This window comes from Paenibacillus sp. Soil766 (assembly GCF_001428105.1).
Taxonomy (GTDB): Bacteria; Bacillota; Bacilli; order Paenibacillales; family NBRC-103111; genus Paenibacillus_E.
In genome coordinates, this window is the sequence record NZ_LMSJ01000054.1 from 168,603 (window position 1) to 191,384 (window position 22,782).

Annotated in this window: 18 protein-coding genes; 7 read left to right on the top strand and 11 right to left on the bottom strand. The window is 48.2% G+C overall.

The annotated features are described in order from the left end of the window. Positions 1–55: 55 nt before the first annotated feature. Positions 56–745, top strand: a complete 690-nt coding sequence (locus ASG89_RS30250; protein ID WP_057315055.1) for a response regulator transcription factor — start codon at positions 56–58, stop codon at positions 743–745. Between the two features lie 193 nt (positions 746–938). Here ASG89_RS30250 and ASG89_RS30255 read toward each other — a convergent pair whose 3' ends face one another. From ASG89_RS30255 to gltB, 6 genes are all read right to left on the bottom strand, one after another. Further along, entirely contained in the window at positions 939–1,415 is a 477-nt protein-coding gene (locus tag ASG89_RS30255; protein ID WP_057315056.1) for a hypothetical protein, read from the bottom strand. A 143-nt stretch (positions 1,416–1,558) separates the two neighbouring features. Further along, positions 1,559–2,380, bottom strand: coding sequence for a LuxR C-terminal-related transcriptional regulator (locus tag ASG89_RS30260; RefSeq protein ID WP_057315057.1), 822 nt, complete (start codon positions 2,378–2,380; stop codon positions 1,559–1,561). A 402-nt stretch (positions 2,381–2,782) separates the two neighbouring features. After that, on the bottom strand, positions 2,783–3,952 hold the full coding sequence (locus ASG89_RS30265) for a copper amine oxidase N-terminal domain-containing protein (protein WP_057315058.1): 1,170 nt from the start codon (positions 3,950–3,952) through the stop codon (positions 2,783–2,785). Positions 3,953–3,957: 5 nt separating this feature from the next. Beyond that, positions 3,958–5,460 (bottom strand): S41 family peptidase, encoded by a 1,503-nt coding sequence (locus ASG89_RS30270; protein ID WP_057315059.1) that lies wholly within the window; start codon positions 5,458–5,460, stop codon positions 3,958–3,960. 153 nt (positions 5,461–5,613) lie between these two features. Then, positions 5,614–7,098 (bottom strand): glutamate synthase subunit beta, encoded by a 1,485-nt coding sequence (locus ASG89_RS30275; protein WP_057315060.1) that lies wholly within the window; start codon positions 7,096–7,098, stop codon positions 5,614–5,616. Positions 7,099–7,124: 26 nt separating this feature from the next. Next, entirely contained in the window at positions 7,125–11,717 is a 4,593-nt protein-coding gene (gltB, locus tag ASG89_RS30280; RefSeq protein ID WP_057315061.1) for a glutamate synthase large subunit, read from the bottom strand. Positions 11,718–12,091: 374 nt separating this feature from the next. Here gltB and ASG89_RS30285 point away from each other — a divergent pair, with 374 nt between their 5' ends. The 4 genes from ASG89_RS30285 to ASG89_RS30300 are packed head-to-tail and all read left to right on the top strand — an operon-like array spanning position 12,092 to position 15,413. Further along, positions 12,092–13,069, top strand: a complete 978-nt coding sequence (locus ASG89_RS30285) for an HD domain-containing protein (RefSeq protein WP_057315062.1) — start codon at positions 12,092–12,094, stop codon at positions 13,067–13,069. Positions 13,070–13,095: 26 nt separating this feature from the next. Continuing rightward, positions 13,096–13,671 (top strand): thymidine kinase, encoded by a 576-nt coding sequence (locus ASG89_RS30290; RefSeq protein ID WP_057315063.1) that lies wholly within the window; start codon positions 13,096–13,098, stop codon positions 13,669–13,671. Positions 13,672–13,706: 35 nt separating this feature from the next. After that, positions 13,707–14,885, top strand: coding sequence for an MGDG synthase family glycosyltransferase (locus ASG89_RS30295; RefSeq protein ID WP_057315064.1), 1,179 nt, complete (start codon positions 13,707–13,709; stop codon positions 14,883–14,885). A 27-nt stretch (positions 14,886–14,912) separates the two neighbouring features. Continuing rightward, positions 14,913–15,413, top strand: a complete 501-nt coding sequence (locus tag ASG89_RS30300; RefSeq protein ID WP_057315065.1) for a hypothetical protein — start codon at positions 14,913–14,915, stop codon at positions 15,411–15,413. A 585-nt stretch (positions 15,414–15,998) separates the two neighbouring features. Here ASG89_RS30300 and ASG89_RS30305 read toward each other — a convergent pair. Next, complete coding sequence (locus ASG89_RS30305) at positions 15,999–17,231, bottom strand: hypothetical protein (RefSeq protein WP_235549984.1); 1,233 nt, start codon at positions 17,229–17,231, stop codon at positions 15,999–16,001. A gap of 149 nt (positions 17,232–17,380) precedes the next feature. Between ASG89_RS30305 and ASG89_RS30310 the strand changes: the two genes are divergently transcribed. After that, entirely contained in the window at positions 17,381–18,397 is a 1,017-nt protein-coding gene (locus ASG89_RS30310; RefSeq protein WP_235549985.1) for a M23 family metallopeptidase, read from the top strand. Continuing rightward, positions 18,394–18,846 (top strand): bactofilin family protein, encoded by a 453-nt coding sequence (locus tag ASG89_RS30315; RefSeq protein WP_057315067.1) that lies wholly within the window; start codon positions 18,394–18,396, stop codon positions 18,844–18,846. Before ASG89_RS30310 ends, ASG89_RS30315 begins: the two co-directional genes overlap by 4 nt. Positions 18,847–18,922: 76 nt before the next feature. Here the strand turns inward: ASG89_RS30315 and ASG89_RS30320 are convergent, their stop codons facing one another. Genes ASG89_RS30320 through ASG89_RS30335 form a run of 4 tightly spaced genes read right to left on the bottom strand, consistent with a single transcriptional unit; the run spans position 18,923 to position 22,771 of the window. Then, positions 18,923–19,948: an ABC transporter substrate-binding protein gene (locus tag ASG89_RS30320; protein WP_057315068.1), complete on the bottom strand. Its 1,026-nt coding sequence runs from the start codon at positions 19,946–19,948 to the stop codon at positions 18,923–18,925. 13 nt (positions 19,949–19,961) lie between these two features. Further along, complete coding sequence (locus ASG89_RS30325) at positions 19,962–20,726, bottom strand: ABC transporter permease (protein WP_057315069.1); 765 nt, start codon at positions 20,724–20,726, stop codon at positions 19,962–19,964. Further along, positions 20,659–21,498 (bottom strand): ABC transporter ATP-binding protein, encoded by an 840-nt coding sequence (locus tag ASG89_RS30330; RefSeq protein WP_057315070.1) that lies wholly within the window; start codon positions 21,496–21,498, stop codon positions 20,659–20,661. The genes ASG89_RS30325 and ASG89_RS30330 overlap by 68 nt, the downstream gene beginning before the upstream one ends. Positions 21,499–21,523: 25 nt before the next feature. After that, positions 21,524–22,771, bottom strand: coding sequence for a DUF445 domain-containing protein (locus tag ASG89_RS30335; protein WP_057315071.1), 1,248 nt, complete (start codon positions 22,769–22,771; stop codon positions 21,524–21,526). Positions 22,772–22,782 lie beyond the last annotated feature (11 nt).

Sequence of the window (22,782 nt, forward strand, 5' to 3'; positions counted from 1 at the left end):
TTAGACCTATTGTAAACCATATAAACCCTTTAAATAGCTATGAGGAGGATTCGCTATGACTGTAAACCAAGCTCCGCTCAAACTGCTCCTGGTCGATGATCAGGATTTGATACGTGAAAGTTTACACATTGTACTGGGTATGGACCCCGATATTGAGGTCGTCGGTTTAGCCGAAAACGGGCATGTTGCCGTAAAACTAAGTGAAGAAGTGCAACCCGATGTCGTACTAATGGACATTCATATGCCGATTATGGATGGCGTTGAGGCTACACGTCAGATTAAAGCTCGCTGGCCGCATATACGCGTCATCATTTTGACCACTTTCCAGGAAATTGGCTATGTTGTTGATGCACTTAGTGCAGGAGCTGAAGGCTACTTACTCAAAGCCATTCACCCCAAAGATCTAGCGACTGGGATTAAATGGGTTCATCAAGGCGGCACCTTAATACCGCATGATATTGCCAAAATGCTCGTTCAGCAGGCGCGTGATGGTGGAGGTGGCGGTGGCGGTTCCTCTGAGGAAAAGGAAGAGAGCAGTGTTCGTGCAGAGACTTATGGCCTCAGTGAACGTGAGTTGCAGGTGCTACACAGCATCGCCGACGGCCTCAATAATCGTGAAATCGCCGAGAAGCTTTTCTTGTCCGAGGGTACTGTGAAAAACTATATCTCCAACATCTACTCTAAATTGGACGTCCGAGACCGGGTTCAAGCTTCGAAAAAAGCGCATGATGAAGGGATTCTGTAAGCGAGAGGTCATTTCATGAGTAAAAATTGTAGAATCCGATCATGCGTTGATAGGATGGAAGTTCCATAACAGTCCTCTGCTCCAGCCGAATACATGGATTTTATGTAGTTAATGTGAATTTGAAGAACACCATTCTGACGTGCAACAAAGACCGCTCTTCATCTAAGAAGAAGCGGTCTTTATTGTCACGATGCTATTCGAAGAGCTTCTCAAGAAACCCCTTTTTTCTTTTGCGAATCTTACTATAGCTCTTTACTCTAGAGAATGGTAGGGACGTTTCTTCCGCTGGCGAAGGATGGCTAAGATCCCCGCTGAAGTTGACTTCCTCTGATATAACTGGCGTATGTTGAAGCTCCATCTTCTGTTCTTGATTCGCCGCATTCTGATGGACAACAATGGTATTAACCAGCTGCTCATGGAGTTTGTTCTCAAGCTGGTGCCTACATAGTCGCAGAAATTGCTCTTGCTGACTATTCTGGAGTTCAAACTGCTCATGAAGTTGCATTTGGAGCTCTTCTACCTGCTTGGAAAGACGCATAACAGCCTTTTGCAAAGAATTCAGATCCTGCCCCCTGAGCGGTTCAACCAGCTCACACTCGTCCGCGAATTCCTCATTCCCTGCTAGTAGTGCCTGTAGCTCCGCTGGTGTTAAGAAGTCATCCTGCTTCATGTGCTTTCCTCCATCCCGTACATCTTGCGTCCATGCTTGGACTTCCTTTCTCCTATTGTACATGAGATTTCGGAAATGTTCACGTTTATTAGTCTAATGAGCCGAACCAACTGATGGGCTAGGGCTAGCCACTAGTAACTCCCTCAATTCATAAGTCCCATAAACTTTCTAAAAAATTGACCTTTGTCCCCAATCTTTGTCTTCGCATAAACTTTTTTCAGCATATTACGTACTGTGCCCTCTGTAATCCCCATGTTGTTGGCAATTCGTAATGCACTCTGGTTAGACAACCACCCATACGCAACTTCTCTTTCTCTTGGCGTTAATTTATACATTTGAAACTGCTTGTCTACGATTTCTCTTTTTATCTCAGGATTAAATTGCTTGTATTTATTCAGCCCTTCTTTCACAATTCTCTCGACCAATACACATGCAAGACTAACTTCCACCCCCTTCTTCATTGACAAATCCAGATAACCGATAACCTGGTCGTTAACTCTAATCGGGTGACAAATACAAGTCCAATCCGAGAATATTTCCAAACTATGATCGGTCCCTTCAACAACCGCTGATGAACCTGTTTGCATCGCTAAAGATACGCCATTAATTCCTGCAGTTTGGAGGGCAAATGAACATCCTGGTACAACCTGAAACCGCTCAAGGGCATGAAGAATAGGCTCAGCCCCTTCAATATGAATAGCTGTGCCTTCTGAATTGGTCAGTATGAAAAAATGCGTGAATGAAATGGCATGCGAGATCGCTCTCATTTCCTCTCGAATCAGCATCTCATAGTCTTTGCATACAACAATACGCTTAGCATCTAAATTATATGGCAATGTTGAAGTGGATGTATCCACTCCGAAATCAGCTACTAGTTCTTGTAATTTATTAATCTCACTTCTAGGTAGATCATTACTATGAATCCAGGTTTTCAAGTTCGTATACACCTCTGTAAAAACACTCACAGAACATACTCCTTCCACGATTTAGACTCCCTACTCGTATACGCGATAAAACCACTCTTATATGTCGACTCAAAAAGTTCCTCTGCATTCTTTTCTATTTCGTGCAACGAATACCGATGATACCTCAGGTAGAACACACGTTGAAACCAGTCCCGGTTCATTTAAAATCAGATAGGTGTTTCATCGTACTCTCCTCTTAACCATCACCTGAAAATAACAGCTAATCTACATCAAATTGTAAACAAAGTTATTTGCAATAAGTTTACAACACCGAATTATACCGAATATCCCTCGGAAATATTGTAGAACAATGTCGATTATAGCCTGTGGAATCCTAAATTTGCATAAAAAAAGATCAATTCCTCCTTAAGAGGAAATTGATCTCTATTCTCTACTCTTTCATTATTGGATAAACGCCATCGACAAATGAATATTGTCCGCTATTTTCCACGTACCATCCGCTTGCTTCTTCAGAACAGTAATGCCGTCCGCATTGAAGTTTCTAAATTCTGGGCCGCTTACTTTCTCATTCTTGCTTTTAATTCGGACATATACCTCTTTCTCGCTGGCTTTAGTAATCTTCACACTGGTGAAGGTCGCTTTGAAGTCAAATACGGCGGCGAGCTGCTTCCATTGCACCGATTTCTGAGAGAGGTCGGGGTACGAGCTGTCATATTGAGCTAGGAGACTTTCAAAATCTTCCTTCTCAGACAGAACACGATCTTTCTCAATCACTGCCAGAATTCTAGCTTGCTCATCGGCGGATAAAGTAATCGCTTCTTCTTTGTATTGATCTGCTTTCAAATAATCAATTGTGTTAATGATCGTTTGACTGGTTTTCCATTCGCCATCGACACGTCTTAGCTGCGCCACCGCGTCAATCTGGTTATTTTCAAATGCAGGTCCCGTGACTTTCGTCGTCTTTTGTGTAAAAGCAACACTGGCCTGATCTTTGTCCACCTGAACTGTATCGCTGACTTTGAGATCATAGGCCAAGTCGTATAAAGCAAAGGCTTGCTCATAGATGGCTTTCGTATTCTCGTAACCAGGTGTTGCCGGATCAACCGTAGCTACCATCGCAACCGCATCTTCACGAACACTAGCATCCAACTGCCTCTGCAACACATGCTTAATTTGTTGCACAGTATCTGCAATGTATACGGTTCGGCTTAATCCATCCCAACTTACTTCACGCCCAGATGCTTCCCCAACAAATCGAAGCGGAATGAAGGTCACATTGTCCTTAATGACAGGTGCTACCTCTAGCTCATATGCCTTGCCGTTCATCGAAACGGTGTTGCTGCCAATAACGAGCTTTACGTTGAGCTTATCACTGCTGCCAGTCACTTCTTGCTTGGACTCATCCCACGCTACCTTCAGACCTAACGCTTCAAAAGCCGTACGGAACTGTACCAACGTATTGCCAGCTGTAATAAATGGCTGTACCTCAAAGGATAAAGCCTTATTGTCGACGAGCACCTTAATACCTTGATCTCCCTCTGCTGCGCTAACCCCGGCCACCCCTGTAAGTAATGAAATACCTAACATACCTGATACGATCCACTTTTTCATAATTATCACTCTTCTTTCTTAACATGTAATTGCAAATTATGGTCCTCTGTCGTCCACGACAAAGCGGGAAGCTGCTCTTGAAACGCTTCAAGCCTAATCCAGCTCATCCCATCACTTAGGAAAGCATCCCCTGTCATTGTGGAGGAAACGGAAACGGGATAGCTAGTAGTTGAGATTTTGGATTTAATCGATACAACGCGGTTAACTCCGTCCCAGTTAATATCCCCCTCGGCTAAAGCCGCCAATAGACGTGCTGGCACGTAGTAACTTTCTTTTATTTTTTTGAATGGAATGTTCACTGGCCAATCGACTCCGTTGACTTGGGTCAATGTATCGGTAAGCTTCAAATCCAATTGGGGAGTCCCTAACGCAAGCATCGCCCGTATCAGAGGCTCGATCTCACCGTTCACTTCTATGTCTGGCTTAATCCCTACATCATTGACCTCGTGCTTCTCTGGTGTAAGCCACTCCATACTGGTGACCTTAAGCGATCCGCCGCTAATCAGCGGGAATATCTGTTGCGCCACTCCCTTGCCATAGGAGCGGGTACCAATGATCGTTGCGAGCTTATGATCCTGCATAAAACCTGCGAACATCTCAGAGGCGCTTGCACTATCCTCATTCATTAGAATGATCGTAGGCAAATCTAACCGCTGCCCGTCCTTAATTTCCAATGGTTTAGGTTCCGACGCACCTTGCTTCTTTTCAAACATGAAGATCCCATTCTGTATAAAATGTCCCGCCAACTTCTTCGCAATCTCTATGTAACCACCGCCATTATTGCGTAAGTCAATAATTAAAGAAGTCATTCCTTTTGATTGTAAGTCGGTCAATGCTTTGGCAAACTCAATTTCGGTGTTCCATGCAAAGGTATATAAAGCGATATAACCAACTTTCCCTTCAAGCAAATGGTGGGCACTAATAGGAAATTGCATCTGTTTAAAAGTAATTGTGATCACTTTATTTTCGTCGCTGCGTAAGATCTTAAGCGTAATAGTATCACCCTCTTTTTTGCCTACAAAAGCTTTCGTTAGCTCACCTATCGTTAACGCAAGCTCCTGCTGCTCACCAAGGGCTACCAAGTAATCTCCGGCTTGGAGTCCCGACTGCTCGGCAGGTGTTCCAGGGTATACTTGATTTATATAAATGCCTTTGTCATTTGTTGCAATACGAAATCCTAAACCTACTGCTTGGCCGTTGACCGCATTCTGGAATGCACTTGCTTTGGCAGGTTTGTAATACTCGGTGTAGGGATCGTCCAGCGAATCGATCATACCTTGTAGAGCAGCATCCAATAGTTCATCCTGAGTCGCACCGCTTATGTTCAAGGAGCTGAGAAGACTCAACACCTCATCGAAACGATAGGTTGCCTGGGATTTAGTAACTTTAGCTGGATTAGCGGAAATAGTGTCATCGTTCGCTTCTGCAGCGTTCAACGTAGATGGAGTGATCGATAGTGTTAAAGATAGACTTGCTATAACGAGGAACATCTGATATTTCCACTTCATTTTGATAGCTATCTTCCTCCCACTCTGAAAAAGTTAACATTCATTTCCATTGTAAAATACTACTTTAATTATTGACCATATCCCAAATGGGATATGGCAACAAAAAAAACTGCTTGCAGGTAACTTCCTACCTGTAAGCAGTCAATAACAATCTTATGGTAAATTCGATGATCCCATCAAGAACCGATCCACTTCACGCGCAACGGCACGGCCTTCGTTGATCGCCCATACCACGAGGCTTTGCCCGCGGCGCATGTCGCCAGCAGCGAAAACGCCTTCTACGTTCGTCGTAAACTTCCCGTAATCCGCTTTCGCGTTGGAGCGCTCGTCTTTGGCTACGCCGAGTTGATCTAGAACAGTGTTCTCTGGTCCCGTGAAGCCCATCGCAATCAACACCAGCTGCGCTGGATAAACCTTCTCGCTGCCAGGTACTTCAACCGGCACGAACGCGCCTTTGTCATTCTTTTGCCACTCGATCAGAACCGTATGCAACTCTTTCAAGTTGCCGTTCTCATCCCCCACGAATTTCTTCGTGTTGATCAAGTACGTCCGCGGATCTTCACCTTGAAGGGCAGCTGCCTCTTGTTGACCGTAGTCCACTTTCAACACCTTCGGCCATTCCGGCCATGGGTTGTTCGCTGGACGTGTTTCCGGTGACTTCGGCATGATCTCGAACTGCGTCACACTCTTACATTTATGACGGATAGAAGTACCCACACAGTCAGTACCTGTGTCACCACCACCGATGACAATCACATCTTTGCCTTCGGCAGAAATGAATTCACGATCGGCATGCTCGGAATCGAGCAAGCTCTTCGTGTTCTTGCTCAGGAATTCCATCGCCAGATGTACGCCGCCGAGCTCACGACCCTCGATCGGTAGATCGCGGCCCTTCGTAGCTCCGCCGCACAAGACGATGGCGTCGAATTCCTCTTGCAGCTTCTCGATCGGATAGTTCACACCAACGTGTGCCCCAGTGATGAAGGCTACGCCTTCCGCTTCGAGCAGATCTACACGGCGCTGGACATACTTTTTGTCCAGCTTCATGTTCGGGATACCGTACATGAGCAAGCCGCCAACGCGGTCTGCCCGTTCAAATACGGTAACCCAATGCCCTGCTTTGTTCAGCTGCGCTGCTGCCGCAAGCCCGGAAGGACCTGAACCCACAACCGCAACCTTCTTCCCTGTGCGCGTTTCCGGCGGTTCAGGCTTGATCCAGCCTTCATCGAAGCCTTTGTCGATGATAGCTTTTTCAATGCTTTTGATCGTAACCGGCGTATCCTTCAAACCTACGGTACAAGAGCCCTCACAAGGCGCTGGACACACACGGCCTGTAAATTCCGGGAAATTATTCGTCTTATGCAGACGATCTAAGGCTTCGCGCCATTGACCGCGATACACGAGATCATTCCATTCTGGAATGAGGTTGTTCACCGGGCAACCAGCGGCCATGCCGCTGATTAATGACCCTGTGTGGCAGAAAGGGATCCCACAATCCATACAACGGGAGCCTTGTGTTTGTAATTTATCTTGCGTAAGTGGTGTCGCAAACTCTTTCCAATGGCCGATTCGGACCAGAGGAGAAGCTTCGGATGCCACTTCACGAGCATGTTCTATAAAACCGGTTGGTTTACCCATTTACGTTTAATCCCTCCTGAGTTTCGTTAGTTTCCACCGACACGGGAAACATCTCTCATATTCGCCTCGAAAGCAACCATGACCGCTTCTTGTTGGCTAAGTCCGGAGCGTTTCACCTTCTCGATAGCATCAAACATCCGTTTGTAGTCCTTCGGTATAACTTTCACGAACTTCCAAACGTACTCATCCCAGTGCTGAATTACCCGGTGGGCAACGCTGCTATCCGTAAATGTAGCATGATGCTGGATCATCGTTTTCAATTCATTCATCTCATACGTTTCTTCCAGCTGCTCCAAGTAAACCATCTCTTTATTCACTTTGCTTTGGAAGTCACCCTTCTCATCCAAAACGTAAGCGATACCGCCGGACATACCAGCAGCAAAGTTCCGTCCTGTTGAACCAAGAACAACAACACGACCACCTGTCATGTATTCACAACCATGATCGCCAACACCTTCAACGACGGCACGAACACCACTGTTTCTTACACAGAAGCGCTCGCCCGCGATACCACGGATATAAGCATCTCCATCTGTAGCACCGTAGAAAGCCGTATTTCCAATAATAACGTTCTCTTCCGGTACAAAAGCGGACTTGCTCGATGGGAAAATGGCCAGCTTACCGCCGGACAATCCTTTTCCTACGTAGTCATTGGCATCTCCTTCTAGGGAAAGTGTGATCCCTTTCGGAACGAAAGCACCGAAGCTTTGACCAGCTGAGCCTTCAAAATGAAGACGGATCGTATCGTGCGGCAAGCCTTCCACACCGTGACGGCGTGTCACTTCGCTACCCACGATCGTTCCGACAACGCGGTTCACGTTCGTAATCGGCAGAATCGCATGTACATGCTCTTTGCGCTCGATCGCCGGCTCACAAATTTCAAGCAACTTCGTCACATCAAGGGAGCGATCTAAGCCGTGATCTTGCTGCATGGAGCAGAAGCGACCAACTTCTGCGCCCATGTCTGGTTGGTGCAAGAGCGGAGATAGATCAACGCCTTTGGCTTTCCAATGCTCGACCGCTGGCTTGGATTCCAAGATATCAGTACGTCCAACCATCTCTTCGATCGTGCGGAAGCCAAGTTCTGCCATCATCTCTCGCACATCGTTGGCGATGAAGGTCATGAAATTCACAACATGCTGCGGATCTCCAGCAAATTTCTTGCGAAGCTCCGGATTTTGCGTAGCGACCCCAACCGGACATGTGTCCAAGTGGCAGACGCGCATCATCACGCAGCCGATCGTAATTAGTGGTGTCGTTGCGAAGCCGAACTCCTCGGCACCGAGCAAGGCAGCTATGACAACGTCGCGCCCTGTCATCAGCTTGCCGTCCGTCTCGACGACGATACGGCTGCGCAGGTTGTTCAGTACGAGTGTCTGATGCGTCTCCGCCAGACCGAGCTCCCACGGCAGTCCCGCGTGACGAATACTCGTCTGCGGTGACGCGCCTGTGCCTCCGTCGTAGCCGGAGATGAGGACAACGTCCGCTTTCCCTTTGGCTACGCCGGCAGCGATTGTGCCAACACCCACCTCGGATACCAGCTTAACGCTTATACGTGCCCGCGGGTTGGCATTCTTGAGATCGTGGATCAGCTCTGCAAGATCCTCGATCGAATAAATATCATGATGCGGCGGCGGCGAAATCAACCCTACGCCTGGCGTAACACCGCGAACCTCGGCTACCCAAGGGTACACCTTGGTACCTGGGAGCTGACCGCCCTCGCCGGGCTTCGCGCCCTGCGCCATCTTGATCTGAATCTCGTCAGCATTGACGAGATAATGGCTCGTGACGCCGAAGCGGCCGGACGCCACCTGCTTGATGCTGCTACGGCGAAGATCGCCGTTCGCATCCGGCGTGAAGCGCTCCGGATGCTCGCCGCCTTCGCCGGTGTTGCTCTTGCCGCCGATGCGGTTCATCGCGATCGCGATGGTCTCATGCGCTTCTTTGGAGATGGAGCCGTAGGACATGGCTCCTGTCTTGAAGCGCTTGAAGATCGATTCGATCGGCTCAACCTCTTCGATCGGAATCGGTGTGCGCCCCCCCTTGAAGCTCAGCAGTCCGCGTAGCGCCATATATTTCTCGTCTTCACGTTTGACGAGCTTACTAAAGTTCTTATACATGCCGTAATTATTGGTGCGAACAGCAGATTGCAAGGCATGCACCGTTTCTGGCGTATAGATGTGATCTTCCCCGTCTCTGCGCCATTGCAAGTCGCCGCCTGTATCCAGCACACGATCGCGTCCCGCTTGCTCAGAGAACGCACGGCTGTGACGCATTAAGGCTTCCTTTGCAACCATTTCAATACCGATACCACCCACTGGCGTATACGTCCAAGTGAAGTAGCTATCTACCAGCTCTTGGCTCAAGCCGATCGCTTCGAAAATTTGCGCCCCGCGATAGCTCTGAATGGTAGAAATCCCCATTTTGGCTAACACTTTGACTACACCCTTCGTAACAGCTTTGATGTAGTTATAGATCGCTTTCTCGTGATCAACGCCAACTAGCTGCTTACGCTGAATCATGTCATCTAACGTTTCTAGCGCCAGATATGGGTTGATCGCGCCTGCGCCATAGCCGAGCAATAACGCAAAATGGTGCACTTCACGCGGTTCACCAGACTCGACAAGCAAGCTAACTTTCGTACGCGTGCCTTGACGAATCAGATGGTGATGCAAGCCTGAAGTTGCGAGAAGTGCCGGAATCGGCGCCTTCGCACTATCCACGCCACGGTCTGAGAGAATGATCAGCGTAGCGCCACCTTCGATCGCTTGATCGGCAGCCACATACAAATCTTGCATTGCACGCTCAAGCCCAGCCGTACCAGCCGATGCTTCAAAAAGCGTGGACAAGGTAACTGTTTTGAAGCCATCACGCTGAATATGGCGCAGCTTTGCAAGCTCTTCATTGGACAGGAAAGGCGATTTCAACCGAATTTGACGGCAGCTCTCTGGCTCAGGCTTAATCAGGTTGCGCTCTGGCCCAATCGTGGTGCCCTGCGCGGTAATAATTTCCTCAAAGTTCGCATCAATTGGCGGATTCGTTACTTGTGCGAATAATTGTTTAAAATAGTTATAAAGCAGCTGCGGACGATCCGAAAGCACCGCCAGTGGCGCATCCGTTCCCATGGAACCGATCGGATCCACACCTGTTTTGCCCATAGGCTCAAGGGTCTTACGCAGTTGTTCGAAGGTATAACCAAATGCTTGCTGGCGCTGTAGAATGGTATCATGGTCAGAACCAAGAACAATTGGCGCATCTTCGAGATCCTCTAGAGAAACGAGATGCTCATTCAACCAATCCCGATACGGCTGCTCGCTAGCGATGCCGCTCTTGATTTCATCATCCGTCACGATGCGGCCTTCTACGGTATCGACAAGCAGCATACGTCCCGGTCTCAGACGGTCTTTGTACAAAATACGCTCAGGCTCGATATCCAGCACGCCAACCTCGGATGCAAGCACGATGAAATCGTCCGTCGTTACATAATAACGAGAAGGACGCAAGCCGTTACGATCGAGAATCGCACCGATTTGACTGCCATCTGTGAAAGCAATCGCTGCAGGACCATCCCACGGCTCCATCAAGGTGCTGTGATATTCGTAGAATGCCTTTTTATCATCATCCATACCTTCATGTTTGGACCACGGTTCTGGCACCATCATCATGGCAGCATGCGGTAAGGAGCGTCCAGAGAGCATCAGAAACTCTAGTGTATTATCAAACATTTGAGAGTCGGAACCATCGGTATCAATAACAGGAAGAATGCGTTTGAAATCTTCACCAAATAATTCGGAGTCACACATCGCTTGACGCGCGTGCATCCAGTTGACGTTGCCACGAAGTGTATTGATCTCACCATTATGAATCAAATAACGGTACGGATGCGCGCGTTCCCAACTTGGGAACGTATTGGTACTGAAACGGGAGTGAACAAGCGCTAGGGCAGATTCTACCTTCTCATCTTGCAATTCCACGTAGTATGCATCCACTTGCTCAGGTGTTAACATTCCTTTATATACAATTGTTCTGCTAGACAAGCTAGAATAGTAAAATTGCGATCCCGGATGGGATAGTTTGATAGCGTTTTCAGATAATTTTCGAATCATGTATAGCTTGCGCTCAAAATCAAGATTCGTCGCCGTATCTGCGCTTTGGCCGATAAACACCTGACGAACATACGGTTCAGCAGATATGGCAGAATCCCCCAACGAACTGTTATTTGTTGGAACGGTTCTCCATCCAAGAAATTGCTGCCCTTCTTGTTTGACTATTCGCTCAATAGTACTTTCACAAGCTTGACGCGCCTCTAATTCTTGAGGCAAATACACCATACCTACGCCATAACTGCCTGCAGTTGGAAGTTTGATGTTCTCTTGTTCACAGGCGGATTGAAAATACATGTCTGGAATTTGCATCAAAATCCCTGCGCCATCTCCCGTATTCGGATCAGAACCTTGCCCGCCGCGATGATCCAAATTGCAAAGTACACGAAGCGCTTGCTTGACGATGGCATGAGATTTGACACCCTTGATATTGGCAACAAAGCCTATACCGCAAGCATCATGCTCATTCCTCGGATCGTACAATCCCTGTTTGGGAGGTAATCCATTAATAGTCATGTTGTGCAACCTTTCTTCCCTCGTTTTTCGCTGGACTTTGTTAAACGCCTGCTTTAAAGTGTTAAAAAGTAAAAATTCACTGCTTCATATTTCGACTACATCCGCAATAAGTAGAGGAAATATTCTCAATATTTTTTATATTATATTAACACTTGGGTTCCTATAGTTCAATTTAAAAATATTTAAAATGAAAAGGTTTTCATTTTAATAGAGTCGCCAGTTGAATCATATTGTAAAGGCATGATCAATTATCTTATTTCCTATATAAGTACGACAGGCTGTGCATGTGATAGCAAACTTTCTATGTTTCATGCTATGATAGCTAATACCGCTAGAACATACATCCAGATTCCACATCTTAGGAGGAGCTCTGTTTGAGTATACAGCATACTTTTGGGGACGGCATGATTAGTGAGCCTCTTTATCAATGGCAGCTAGAAGCTCATCCGGTTGAAATTGAGCTTTTCCGCTCAAAGCCGGTACGCCGCCTGAAGTTTTTACATCATTTCGGAGCATCTGCTCTATTTTCACCACTCACACATTCACGTTTCGAACATACGGTTGGCGTTTGGTCACTCATGGCTCACTTTTGCCCAGAAGAACCTCATCTGCGCATTGCGGCACTGCTCCATGATATCGGGCATCTGCCTTTCTCCCATGCGGTTGAGCGGACTCTTGGGTATAATCATCATCGTCAAACCGAACAGTTAATCGGGCAAGGTGTCATCGCAGATATTTTGATTAAACACGGCATTTCACCGCGGGCTATTATGGATATTTTGAAACAAGCAACACCGCTAACGAACCCGTCAACGGTTCTTGGACTCGATCACTTGGATAGCTTCCTGCGCGATACTTACTATGCGGGTCGTCAGACGCTGCCGCCTTCGGAATTAGTGAAAGGACTTCGCTTACGCGGACCCTACATAGAAGCGGATGAGGCTTCTGCCACGGCGCTTATTGATGCTATTGTTGAAGAGCACCGACTCATCCTGCACCCGCAGTTTCTAGCTATGGATGCGCTACTAGCGAAAGCAACGGCACATCATTGCGAAGCAAACCCAGGCATGAAGGATCGAATCCCCGCGCTCATGGATCATGAATTGATTCAGGAGCTGCTGCAGAGCAATAATGAGACGGCTCGTGATACGATTCATGTGCTCATGTATGAGCCTCATCGCATTCAAATTACACAAGAACCCGTGCCAGGCAGCATCGAAGTTAAGATCGGGAAGGTTTACAAGAAACAACCGCTAATTGGCGACAAACTCGCCTCTGAAGTTAGCTTTCAAGCCGCTGTGAAGCTGGCTGAGCTGGATAGCATGGCCGCAACTTATTTTTTCACCATATAAACATCCGCAGAAGGGACTGTCCCAGCTTGGCAAAATTGTACTTTCGTTATGGCACGATGAATAGCGGTAAATCGATTGAAGTCTTACGCGTTGCTCATAATTATGAGGAACAGGGCAAAAAGGTACTTCTCCTCACTTCCGTTATGGATGACCGCTTCGGTGTCGGTAAGGTCGCTTCCCGCATCGGTATGCAAAAAGGAGCCATCGTCGTAGACGAACATTTGGATATGGTCGCTTTAGCGCAGACCGAGCGCCCGAATTGCATCCTGGTCGATGAGGCTCAGTTCTTGAACAAAGCCCAAGTCTCTCAGTTGATTGAAGTCGTCGATGAGCTGGATATTCCCGTTATCGCTTATGGGCTTCGCGCTGATTTCATGGGACAATTATTTGAAGGCAGCAATGCACTTTTGGCTGTGGCTGATACAATCGAGGAAATTAAAACCGTTTGTTGGTATTGTGATAAAAAGGCGATCATGAATATGCGTTGTAAAGACGGCGTTCCTATCTTCCATGGTGAGCAGATCCAGATCGGCGGGAATGAAAGCTACGTTCCTGTATGTCGCAAATGCTATGCATCCAAGAAGAAAACAGATCACATCTAGGATGGATATGGTATTTACAAAGAAAGGTGAGTTCCTTGCGTAAAAAACGGATTTTGCTATTATCTGAGGGCTTCGGGAAAGGACATACACAAGCTGCTCATGCGCTGTCTGGCGAGCTTCGACAATCCTCGTCAGACATGATTACCCGCGTGATTGAGCTTGGCGCTTTTTTACATCCTACCTTAGCACCTTGGGTCTTCTCGGCATACCGCCGCACGGTGACTTCACAACCTAGACTCTATGGTATGCTGTATCGAAATCACTATGATAAAAGGCCGAGCCGTGTAGCGAGTCTTGTGCTGCATCGCATCTTTTACTCTCAGGCGAAAGCGGTTATTAAGCAGTTGAAACCGGATTTGATCGTCTGTACGCACCCGTTTCCAAATATTATTGTCTCTAGATTAAAACGCGCAGGACTGAATGTACCTCTCTTCACCGTGATCACCGATTACGATGTTCATGGGACGTGGATCGACTCCGCTGTAGATAAATATTTGGTATCCACTCCCCTTGTTAGAGACCGTCTCTTAGACTGCGGCGTCCAGGACAAGCGTATTGAGGTGACAGGAATTCCTGTTCACCCCAATTTCCGCAAAGCTCATAGCAAGGAACAAATTCGGCAGGAATTCGGACTCAAAGCCATGCCTACGGTCATGGTTATGGGCGGCGGTTGGGGTGTTTTTAAAAAGGAAGAAAAGGAAGAGCTGCTGACCTATCTGGCAAGTTGGAGCAGGGATATTCAGCTGCTGATCTGTCTGGGCACCAACGAAAAAGCGCGACTCCAGCTGCTGGAGGAGGACGTTTTCCGTCAGCCGAATGTCCATCTTATTGGCTATACCACCGAGATTAGCAAGCTGATGGATATCTCCGATTTGCTGATTACTAAGCCGGGCGGGATGACCTGTACAGAGGCAATGGCCAAAGGTATCCCCATGCTGTTCTACAGCCCGATTCCTGGACAAGAAGAAAAGAACTGCACTTATTTTCAGGAAAATGGGTACGGTCAGCGCATCACATCTGTCGCGATGATTGACCACTGGTTTAAACTGCTGCTCGAGCAATATCCCGAGCTTGCAAAGCGGAGAACTGACATCTGTGATGAGCAGAATGAGGAAGAACGAAGCTGTGCAACAGCGATCATTGCGTACCTAGAGCAGTCGGATAAACGTTCCTATATTCAGGCATCATCAAAAACACCGCTCATACAATGGTAGTATCCATTGTGAGGGCGGTGTTTCGTTATGAATCCCATTCACCGATTCGGCAAGCAGGCTATTTTTGCTTACTTAGTAATCTGGTTTGTCGGCAGCCTATGGATGATGGCCGTGATTGGAAGCGCATCTTTCGAACGCAAGATAATGGGGATTGATTTCGCCATCTTTCATGAGTATGCCATCTTTGGCTTCGCAGGATCACTAGGTGGTGCTTTATATGGTCTGCGCATGTTCCACGAGCATTATCAAGAGTTGACCACGCAGTGGATCTACTGGTATCTCATGCGGCCTGTGCTTTGCTTCGGCTCTGCGATCATCACCATTATTCTATTCGAGAGTGGCATTATGCTTCTGCAAGTAGATGACTCGATGTCCGCGCGTATCAGCATCGCCTTTCTGACCGGTTACGGCTACGGGAAGTTTATGGAAAAGCTGCGTGATCTAACTTCGACGTTCTTCAATGGTAAGAATACGAATGGGACGAACGGTAATGGGAATGGAAACGGGAGTGATACGCCTACGAAGTGAGTGGGTCTGTGGCGTTGCAGGGTTAGTGGGCGAAGCATATCCCAACGCGGGCAAATCCTGGGCGCGCGTTGGGTCGCCGACGCATGGCGGCGGTCAAACCCCATGCGACACCGTCGGAGATGACGGACTGCACCCGAATAACTGGAAAATCTCCATCTATTTATTTCTAAATCAACTACAAATTGGGCTTAGATGTAAATAGTACAGTTAATTCCGCCAAATTGGAGCCTTTCAACAACTATCGGCTCATTTAGCTACAGGAAATCCATCTAATCACTGAAAACACGAAAATTCGGCCGAAATAGATGGAGGAAATCCATTTATCATGCTGTGGGAGTGAGTTTGTGCTGACGAGTGATGATGGTGATGATGGTGAATGTGTGCTGACGTGTGCTGACGCTGAATGTGGTGCATGTTTCGGTAAATGGTGCGGTACCGAGTGGATGGATGGCTGAGTAGCAGAGTTGTTGTGTTCTATGAGTAGACACTGCTGTGTGATGCGATACGGTGGCGCGTAGTTGAGGTGAGTATCCGGAAAGCAAACAAAAAGCCACCGCGCGAAGACAGCCGCGGTGGCTTTTTGCTTTAGGGTGCATCGAACGTATGCACCTTATTCCAGTTCACACCACCGCTGCGGGTGGTGTACATGACGCTCGGCTGCTCATTGTCATTCGTGATGAGCCAGCCGCTATTCGCGTCTGCCATGCCCAGCAGCAGCTCGCCATACCCGGTGAACGACTCCGTGCCGTTCACCCAGGTCTTGCCGCCGTCCTTCGTCCAGCCGACGGAGTTCGGCTTGTCGCACGCCGGGCAGCTGCCGCCCATGAACGCTACGTCGGTGTTCACGACGTAGAGAGGGCCGGGCTTCGAGCCCGTGTTCTTCGGCCCCGTGTTCTCCCCCATAGGGAAGCCAGGGGCCGGTCCTCCACCAGCTGTGCTGTTCACCAGCACGGTCTGCCAGGTCTTCCCGCCGTCTTTCGTGTGAAACAGCGAATATGATGTTTGGGTCATCCCCGATTCACCAATCAGCTCGATCCACGCGTCATCCACACCAGCGGAACGAATGACGTTACCTGTCAATGTCGCCACGGTTGGGCGTGACATGACGGACTTCCAATTTTGCCCGCCATCCTGCGTTCTCAAGACCTCGATCGTGTCTTTCACTTGCCGAATGGCCCAGCCGTTCTTGACATCATGGAAATAAGCATCCCCTTGTATACCCACAGGTACAGGAAGTTTTGCCCATTTAACTCCACCATCCACAGTCTGGGCATTGCCGCTAAAAGCTTCCTGCTTCGATACGAAGTGAAGGAATGCTTGGGTAGGAACGGTACCGACTGTCGACCAATGGGCACCGCCGTCATGCGTACTTAACAGCTTCCCCGTTCCTGCATCTGTTGCCCACGCATCCTGATCATTCAAGGCAAATAGCTGCCCCACCTCACCAATGTCCGTGTATTGCACCTTCCACTTCCCGCCACCGTCATCGGTATGAGCGATCCACCCTTTGCCGCCAATCCAGCCCTTCCCAGCATCCGCTAGCCTCAGTGCAGTTATCCCTTTCATAAGAGACGTTGATCCCTCGCTGCCTCTGGTCGGCACGGTTGTAGGATCAGCTCCAGGTGTCGCAGGGGTTGTTGTTGGCTTCGTCTCCGCCACAGCACTCGAAATCGGTGTTTCCGAAACCGTCACATTACCACTTGTCTGTCCGGAAGATTTACACCCTGTTAAGGCGAAACTTGTTATCGCTAACAGCAGCAGTGTTCTTTTTAACATCATCATTACTCCCTTCACTTCTATGTGTAGTTGATACTTCATTGACGTTATTCAAGATGGAAAAGTTGAACTTACTTCCTAACATCTTCCCCCATTTTCCGAGAAAATAGGCATGACTCACCCCCATTTGGAATACAATCGTAAACAAGAAGGGGGACTTTGTTACGGAAAGGGAAAGGGAGGAGGATCTGTTGAAATTCATTTGGGGCAAAAAGGAACTCACCTTCATGATCATTCCGGGTGCCAACCGCCATACCGTAAGATTCAAGCTTCCGCACAGTAGTCTCTATATTGTGCCAAGTGTACTCCTGCTTGTTGGGATTGGTTTTTTGGTGACGATTTACCTCATGAATACCCATTCTCATCAAACTCGAAACAGCATGCAGCAAGCTTTCGATGGACAAGAACGTCAATTGGTTGATCAAATTACACATAAAACAAGTGAAATTGAGCAGCTGCAGATTGATTTGATTGATCTGGCTCAGCAGGCCGAAGAATTTAAGGTAAAGCTAGAAGAAATCAAGAAAATAGATCATGTCATAGAGCTCATGAGTCAGCCAGAAGGCACAAACGGGACAAGCAAAAAAGTCGCAAGCACCCCGAGCACTAAGCCCGTGAATGGAACGAATGTTGATGTTGGCGGCATCGATGTACCTATCACTACGGATGATGTATCTACCCTCGTTAGCGACACCAAGCAAGGGCTCTTTTCCTTAGTTGGCGATATTAATGCGCTCCTCATCAATCTAAATGAATCCGAAGCCAAAATTAAAGAAGCTGAACACTTACGCAGTATTACGCCTACACTATGGCCCATCGCCTCTCACAGCATTACCTCCGGCTTCGGCATCCGCATTGATCCTTTTACATTCAGGCCCTCCATGCATACAGGCTACGATATCGATGGTGAGTACAATGATCCCGTCTACGTAACTGCCGCAGGTAAAGTCATTGCAGTGGGCTATGATGGCGAGTTAGGCAACTATATTATCGTTGATCACGGCAGGGGCATTGAAACGGAGTATATGCATTTGAATAAAATATTGGTAAAACGCGGAGAATCTGTAACAAAAGGTCAGCATATCGGTCTTGTTGGTTCTACTGGACGCAGCACGGGCTCCCATCTTCATTATGAAGTTCATAAAAACGGTATCCAAATTGACCCTAAACCATATCTCATTTCAGATCGAAAGGATGAACGCAAATGATTGGAAGCTCGAAGTTGAAACGAATCGATACGAAAACAACAGACACATTGATTGGAGCCAGTACGATCTGTGAAGGCAAAATAATGACCGAAGCCAGCCTTCGCATTGAGGGTCAAATGAACGGTGACATTGAATGTGCTGGTGACATTACGATTGGTGAGAACGCTGTCGTTCAATCAAATATCCATGCACGCGATGTGATCGTAGCCGGCAAAGTGAAAGGCAACATTTATACCAAGGGCAAACTGATCGTGACAAGCTCAGGGGTCTTGATTGGAAATATTGATGTGCGGTCCTTCATTATCGAGGAGGGTGGCATCTTCCAGGGAAGTAGTGCGATGAATGCAGCTGCGGTGCAGAATGATAAAAGCGGAGGCGGCAAAGTCATCGATGCCAAAGCGCATAAGCAGCAAAAAAGTGAGCAACAAGCTGCCTCTGGTGGGAGCTAGAGCAGCATTATATACAAAGAGCTCGTCTTCATCCGCCTGTGGCGGGTGCGACGAGCTCTTTCTCATTCCCCTAATTTCATTTGCCAGCTTTCACTTCGGCCAGCATAGAGAGATCCACGAACCGGCTGAGATCCAGATCCTCTGGCTTAATACCTTTGATGTATCTAGCGCCGATAGACACCTTCGCCATCTCTTCCATCACTTTGACATTAACGTCAGTGGTCAGCTTGAGGCGGCTAAGCGAGGCTTTAATCAAGCTTTTGTCCATGCCCTTGCCGCTGTATTGTTTCAGCTGGTTATTAATCAAATCATAGGCTTGATCAGGACTGTTCAGAATGAATGCAATACCGTCCAGATTCGCCTTGATCGCGCCCTTCACGATGTCACGATGCTTGGCGATAAACGTATCGCTAGCCACCATAATCACAGTTGGATAGTCGCCATTGTTAGGCGGGATCGCCTGCCAATCGGCAACGACTTTACCGAGCCCAGCCTTCTCAATCTGGGTTCCCCATGGTTCAGGGACTAAAGCTGCATCAATTTCTTTCTGACGGAAAGAGATCAGCGTATCCGCTGGTGAACGGACGATGAGATGCGCGTTATCTTTGCCTCTGCCGAGCACAATGCCTGCTTGCTGAAGCAGTAAACGCAGTGAAATTTCATTCGTATTTCCCTTAGCGGGAATCGCGATGGTTTTATCTCGTAGGTCTGCGGTCGTCTGGATGCCTGCGTCTGATCTTGCAACCAGCACGGCACCGCCGTTATTGGATCCGGAGACAACGCGGAAATTGCCGCTTTTCAAGAAAAAAGTCGTCGCAGGTCCTGGACCTACGAAGCCGACATCGATATCCCCCGTGGCCATCGCGATGGACAGATCGGAACCGTTATCGAAAGGTGTCACTTCGATCTTCACTTCGTCGCCCCATTCGCGGGCAAAGTAACCATTTTCCAGTGCAATGTATGCGGCAGCGTGGGTCACATTTTTGAATACACCAACTCGAACGACCTGTGGCTTACCGGTTGCTGTCAGCTTTTCCTCACAGGCGCTCAGGAGTGTTACAACGAAGAGTAACAGCAGAAGTACTTTTATGCGCCTTGTCATCACGCCCACTCCCCTACGACTTGGAGCCAGCGAGGCCGTAGCGCTCTAGCACTTTATCTTCTAATTTTTTGAAGCAGAAATGATCTGAAACTGTGCCTAGCACAGCGATAATAATGACGATACAGAGCATGAGCGAGGTGTCCCCGAGATTTCGGCCATCCTGCAATAGCTGACCTAACCCCGCACCTTTGGCAATCAGCTCCCCTGCAACCAGTGCCCGCCAAGCAAATGCCCATGCTGTACGTACACCGTTGATCAAATGAGGGAAAGCAGCCGGAATCATGACCTGAAGAAACAGGTTGAAACCATTCCCCGTCCCCATCGTCTGTGCGGCGCGCAAATAAATTGGCGGGATGTTCTTGATCCCTGTACGGCTCGCCAAAGCCATCGTCCAAGTAGCACCGAGTGTGGTGATAAAAATAACCGAGGATTCGTTCAATCCGAACCAAATAATAGCAAAAGGCAACCAAGCAATACTCGGAATCGTCTGCAAAGAAACGACTAGAAAGCCTAACGTATCATCGAGCAAACGATATCTAGCAAATAAAAAGCCTAACGTCGTCCCAATCGAGAGTGACAAAGCAAAGGAAATGAGAAGCCGCAGCATACTCGCTCCAGCAGCCTGCAATAGCTCCCCGTGCACAATGCCGTCATAGAATGCTTGCAGTGTCTGGGAAACCGAAGGGAATTTCCATCCCCAGCCGAAAATTCTATATCCCGCCTCCCAAGCTATCAGAAGCAGTACCAGAAAAATCGTTCTTCTTAATGCTGTACTCATCGCCAGTCTCCTCTCTCACAACCTTCTCCAGCTCATCCGCCAGTGCGTCCATAATCAACGCCTCCATATGATGGAGCACGGAATCTGCGCTATCGCGAGGTCTCGCTGCTTTGACAGCGAACTCCTTCTTGATCGTGCCAGGACGTGTGGACATCACTAAAACTCGATCCGACAGTATGACCGCTTCGCGAATATTGTGGGTAATGAAGAGAATCGTTTTGCGTGTACGCATCCAAATTTCTTCCAATTCCTTATGCAAAATAAGGCGTGTTTGCTCGTCTAATGCCGCGAAAGGCTCGTCCATTAGCAAAATTTCCGGATCCATCGCGAGCGCTCTGGCAATCGCTGCCCGCTGCTTCATCCCTCCAGAAAGCTCATGCGGATATCGATCCGCGAAGCGGCTTAGATGCACAGATTTAATCTGCTCCATCGCCATTTCGTGACGCTCCTTCTTGGCGATTCCCTTCTGCTTGAGGCCGAAGGCGACATTGTCTAGAACTGTCAGCCATGGGAACAGCCCATGCTCTTGAAAAACAACGACGCGATCCGCTCCAGCGCCTGTTACCTTTTTCCCATTGACTTGAATGACACCTTCAGATTGCGTATCAAACCCCGCTACAAGGTTCAGAACCGTCGATTTCCCACACCCTGAAGGACCTAACAGCGAGACGAACTCCCCTTTTTTTATCGTCAATGTGATGTCATCCAACGCCTTATAACTGCCGCCGATGCGCTGAACGAACGTCTTGCTGACTCCCTTAATCTCGATCAAGCTCTCTCATCCCCCACGTTGTCGCTTAGAATAACATTTTCAAGCCTGCCAAGCCTAAGCCAATGATGAATCCGCAAATCGCACCATTCACCCGAATCCATTGTAGATCACTGCCGATCTTCTCTTCCATGAGCACCGTCAACTTCTCGTTATCAAGTTTGTCTAGGTTCTCTTTCACCAATTGGCCGATTTTACTGTGATTTTGTTCTACATAGGATGCGATCTGCTCTTGAATCCAGTTCTCGCCGCGATGCAGCATGTCGGGATTTTCACGGATGGATGTAAGCATTTTGCGTATAATCGGCACCACATGCTGAGGAACAAAGTCGGGCTCATCGATGAAGGCTTCCGCTTTTTCTTTTAATTTTGTGAGCATAAGCGTTAGCTTCTCATTCATGTCGAAAAGCTCAGGAAGCTTTGTTTTCAGTTTTTCTAGCTCCGCAAGAAGCTGTGGATTACGCTCTAGCTTGTGCAGTTCGCTTCGAATAAACGTGAGCACAGATTCCCTGCGCGGATGGTTTTTCGTACGCATTTGTTCGATGTAACTGAGCACGAAATTTTGGATAATCCCGCCGATTTTCTCCTCGTTCACCATACCGATAAACGCATTTACGGCAAAAGCCATGAAACCATTCGACTGCAAGCCCTCAAACGCTTTGATCGCCATAGCCCCCAGCTGATCACGTGTGTCCGTTTTGATTGCCCAGGCCGCTGCTTTGTCTAGGACAAAATCAAAGGTTTTACCGTCGTAGCCACCATCTTCGATGCTGTCTACTATAGTGCGTACGAGTCGGCTTGTGTCAACATCTTGAAGCGCTTTATGTATCTCCTCTGCTAGGAGAGGGGTTAATTTCTCAAGGTCAATCGCTTGTAACGCTTGCTTGGCTAGCGCAGTGAGCCCTTTGTGCAGGGACGCATTGTCCAATTGCTTGTCTGCCAACTCTAAGCCACGTTCCAAGAAACGGATTTGCTGCAGGCGAGCACGAATTGTTTCTTTGGAGAGCAGCTCATTCTGCACCGTGGATACGAGCGCCTTCGTGATCTTCTCCCGATTGTTCGGCAGCAGCGCGGTGTGTGGGATAGGAATGCCCAGCGGATGACGAAAAAGGGCGCTGACTGCGAACCAGTCGGCCAAACCGCCGACAACCCCTGCCTCGAACCCGCCTTGCAGGAAGGTACCCCATACGGTATCGGATACCGGTATCGTAGCCAGGAAGCCCGCGCCCATAACACCAAGTGAAACCGTTGCTATATACTTTGCTTCTTTTTTCATCGTTATAACAT

Coding starts and splice junctions, on each gene's coding strand:
- ASG89_RS30255 (WP_057315056.1), bottom strand. CDS start 1,415: ATGAAGCAGGATGACTTCTTAACACCAGCGGAGCTACAGGCACTACTA.
- ASG89_RS30325 (WP_057315069.1), bottom strand. CDS start 20,726: ATGAGTACAGCATTAAGAAGAACGATTTTTCTGGTACTGCTTCTGATA.
- gltB (WP_057315061.1), bottom strand. CDS start 11,717: ATGACTATTAATGGATTACCTCCCAAACAGGGATTGTACGATCCGAGG.
- ASG89_RS30305 (WP_235549984.1), bottom strand. CDS start 17,231: ATGAAGTATCAACTACACATAGAAGTGAAGGGAGTAATGATGATGTTA.
- ASG89_RS30320 (WP_057315068.1), bottom strand. CDS start 19,948: ATGACAAGGCGCATAAAAGTACTTCTGCTGTTACTCTTCGTTGTAACA.
- ASG89_RS30270 (WP_057315059.1), bottom strand. CDS start 5,460: ATGAAGTGGAAATATCAGATGTTCCTCGTTATAGCAAGTCTATCTTTA.
- ASG89_RS30250 (WP_057315055.1), top strand. CDS start 56: ATGACTGTAAACCAAGCTCCGCTCAAACTGCTCCTGGTCGATGATCAG.
- ASG89_RS30275 (WP_057315060.1), bottom strand. CDS start 7,098: ATGGGTAAACCAACCGGTTTTATAGAACATGCTCGTGAAGTGGCATCC.
- ASG89_RS30265 (WP_057315058.1), bottom strand. CDS start 3,952: ATGAAAAAGTGGATCGTATCAGGTATGTTAGGTATTTCATTACTTACA.
- ASG89_RS30315 (WP_057315067.1), top strand. CDS start 18,394: ATGATTGGAAGCTCGAAGTTGAAACGAATCGATACGAAAACAACAGAC.
- ASG89_RS30335 (WP_057315071.1), bottom strand. CDS start 22,771: ATGAAAAAAGAAGCAAAGTATATAGCAACGGTTTCACTTGGTGTTATG.
- ASG89_RS30300 (WP_057315065.1), top strand. CDS start 14,913: ATGAATCCCATTCACCGATTCGGCAAGCAGGCTATTTTTGCTTACTTA.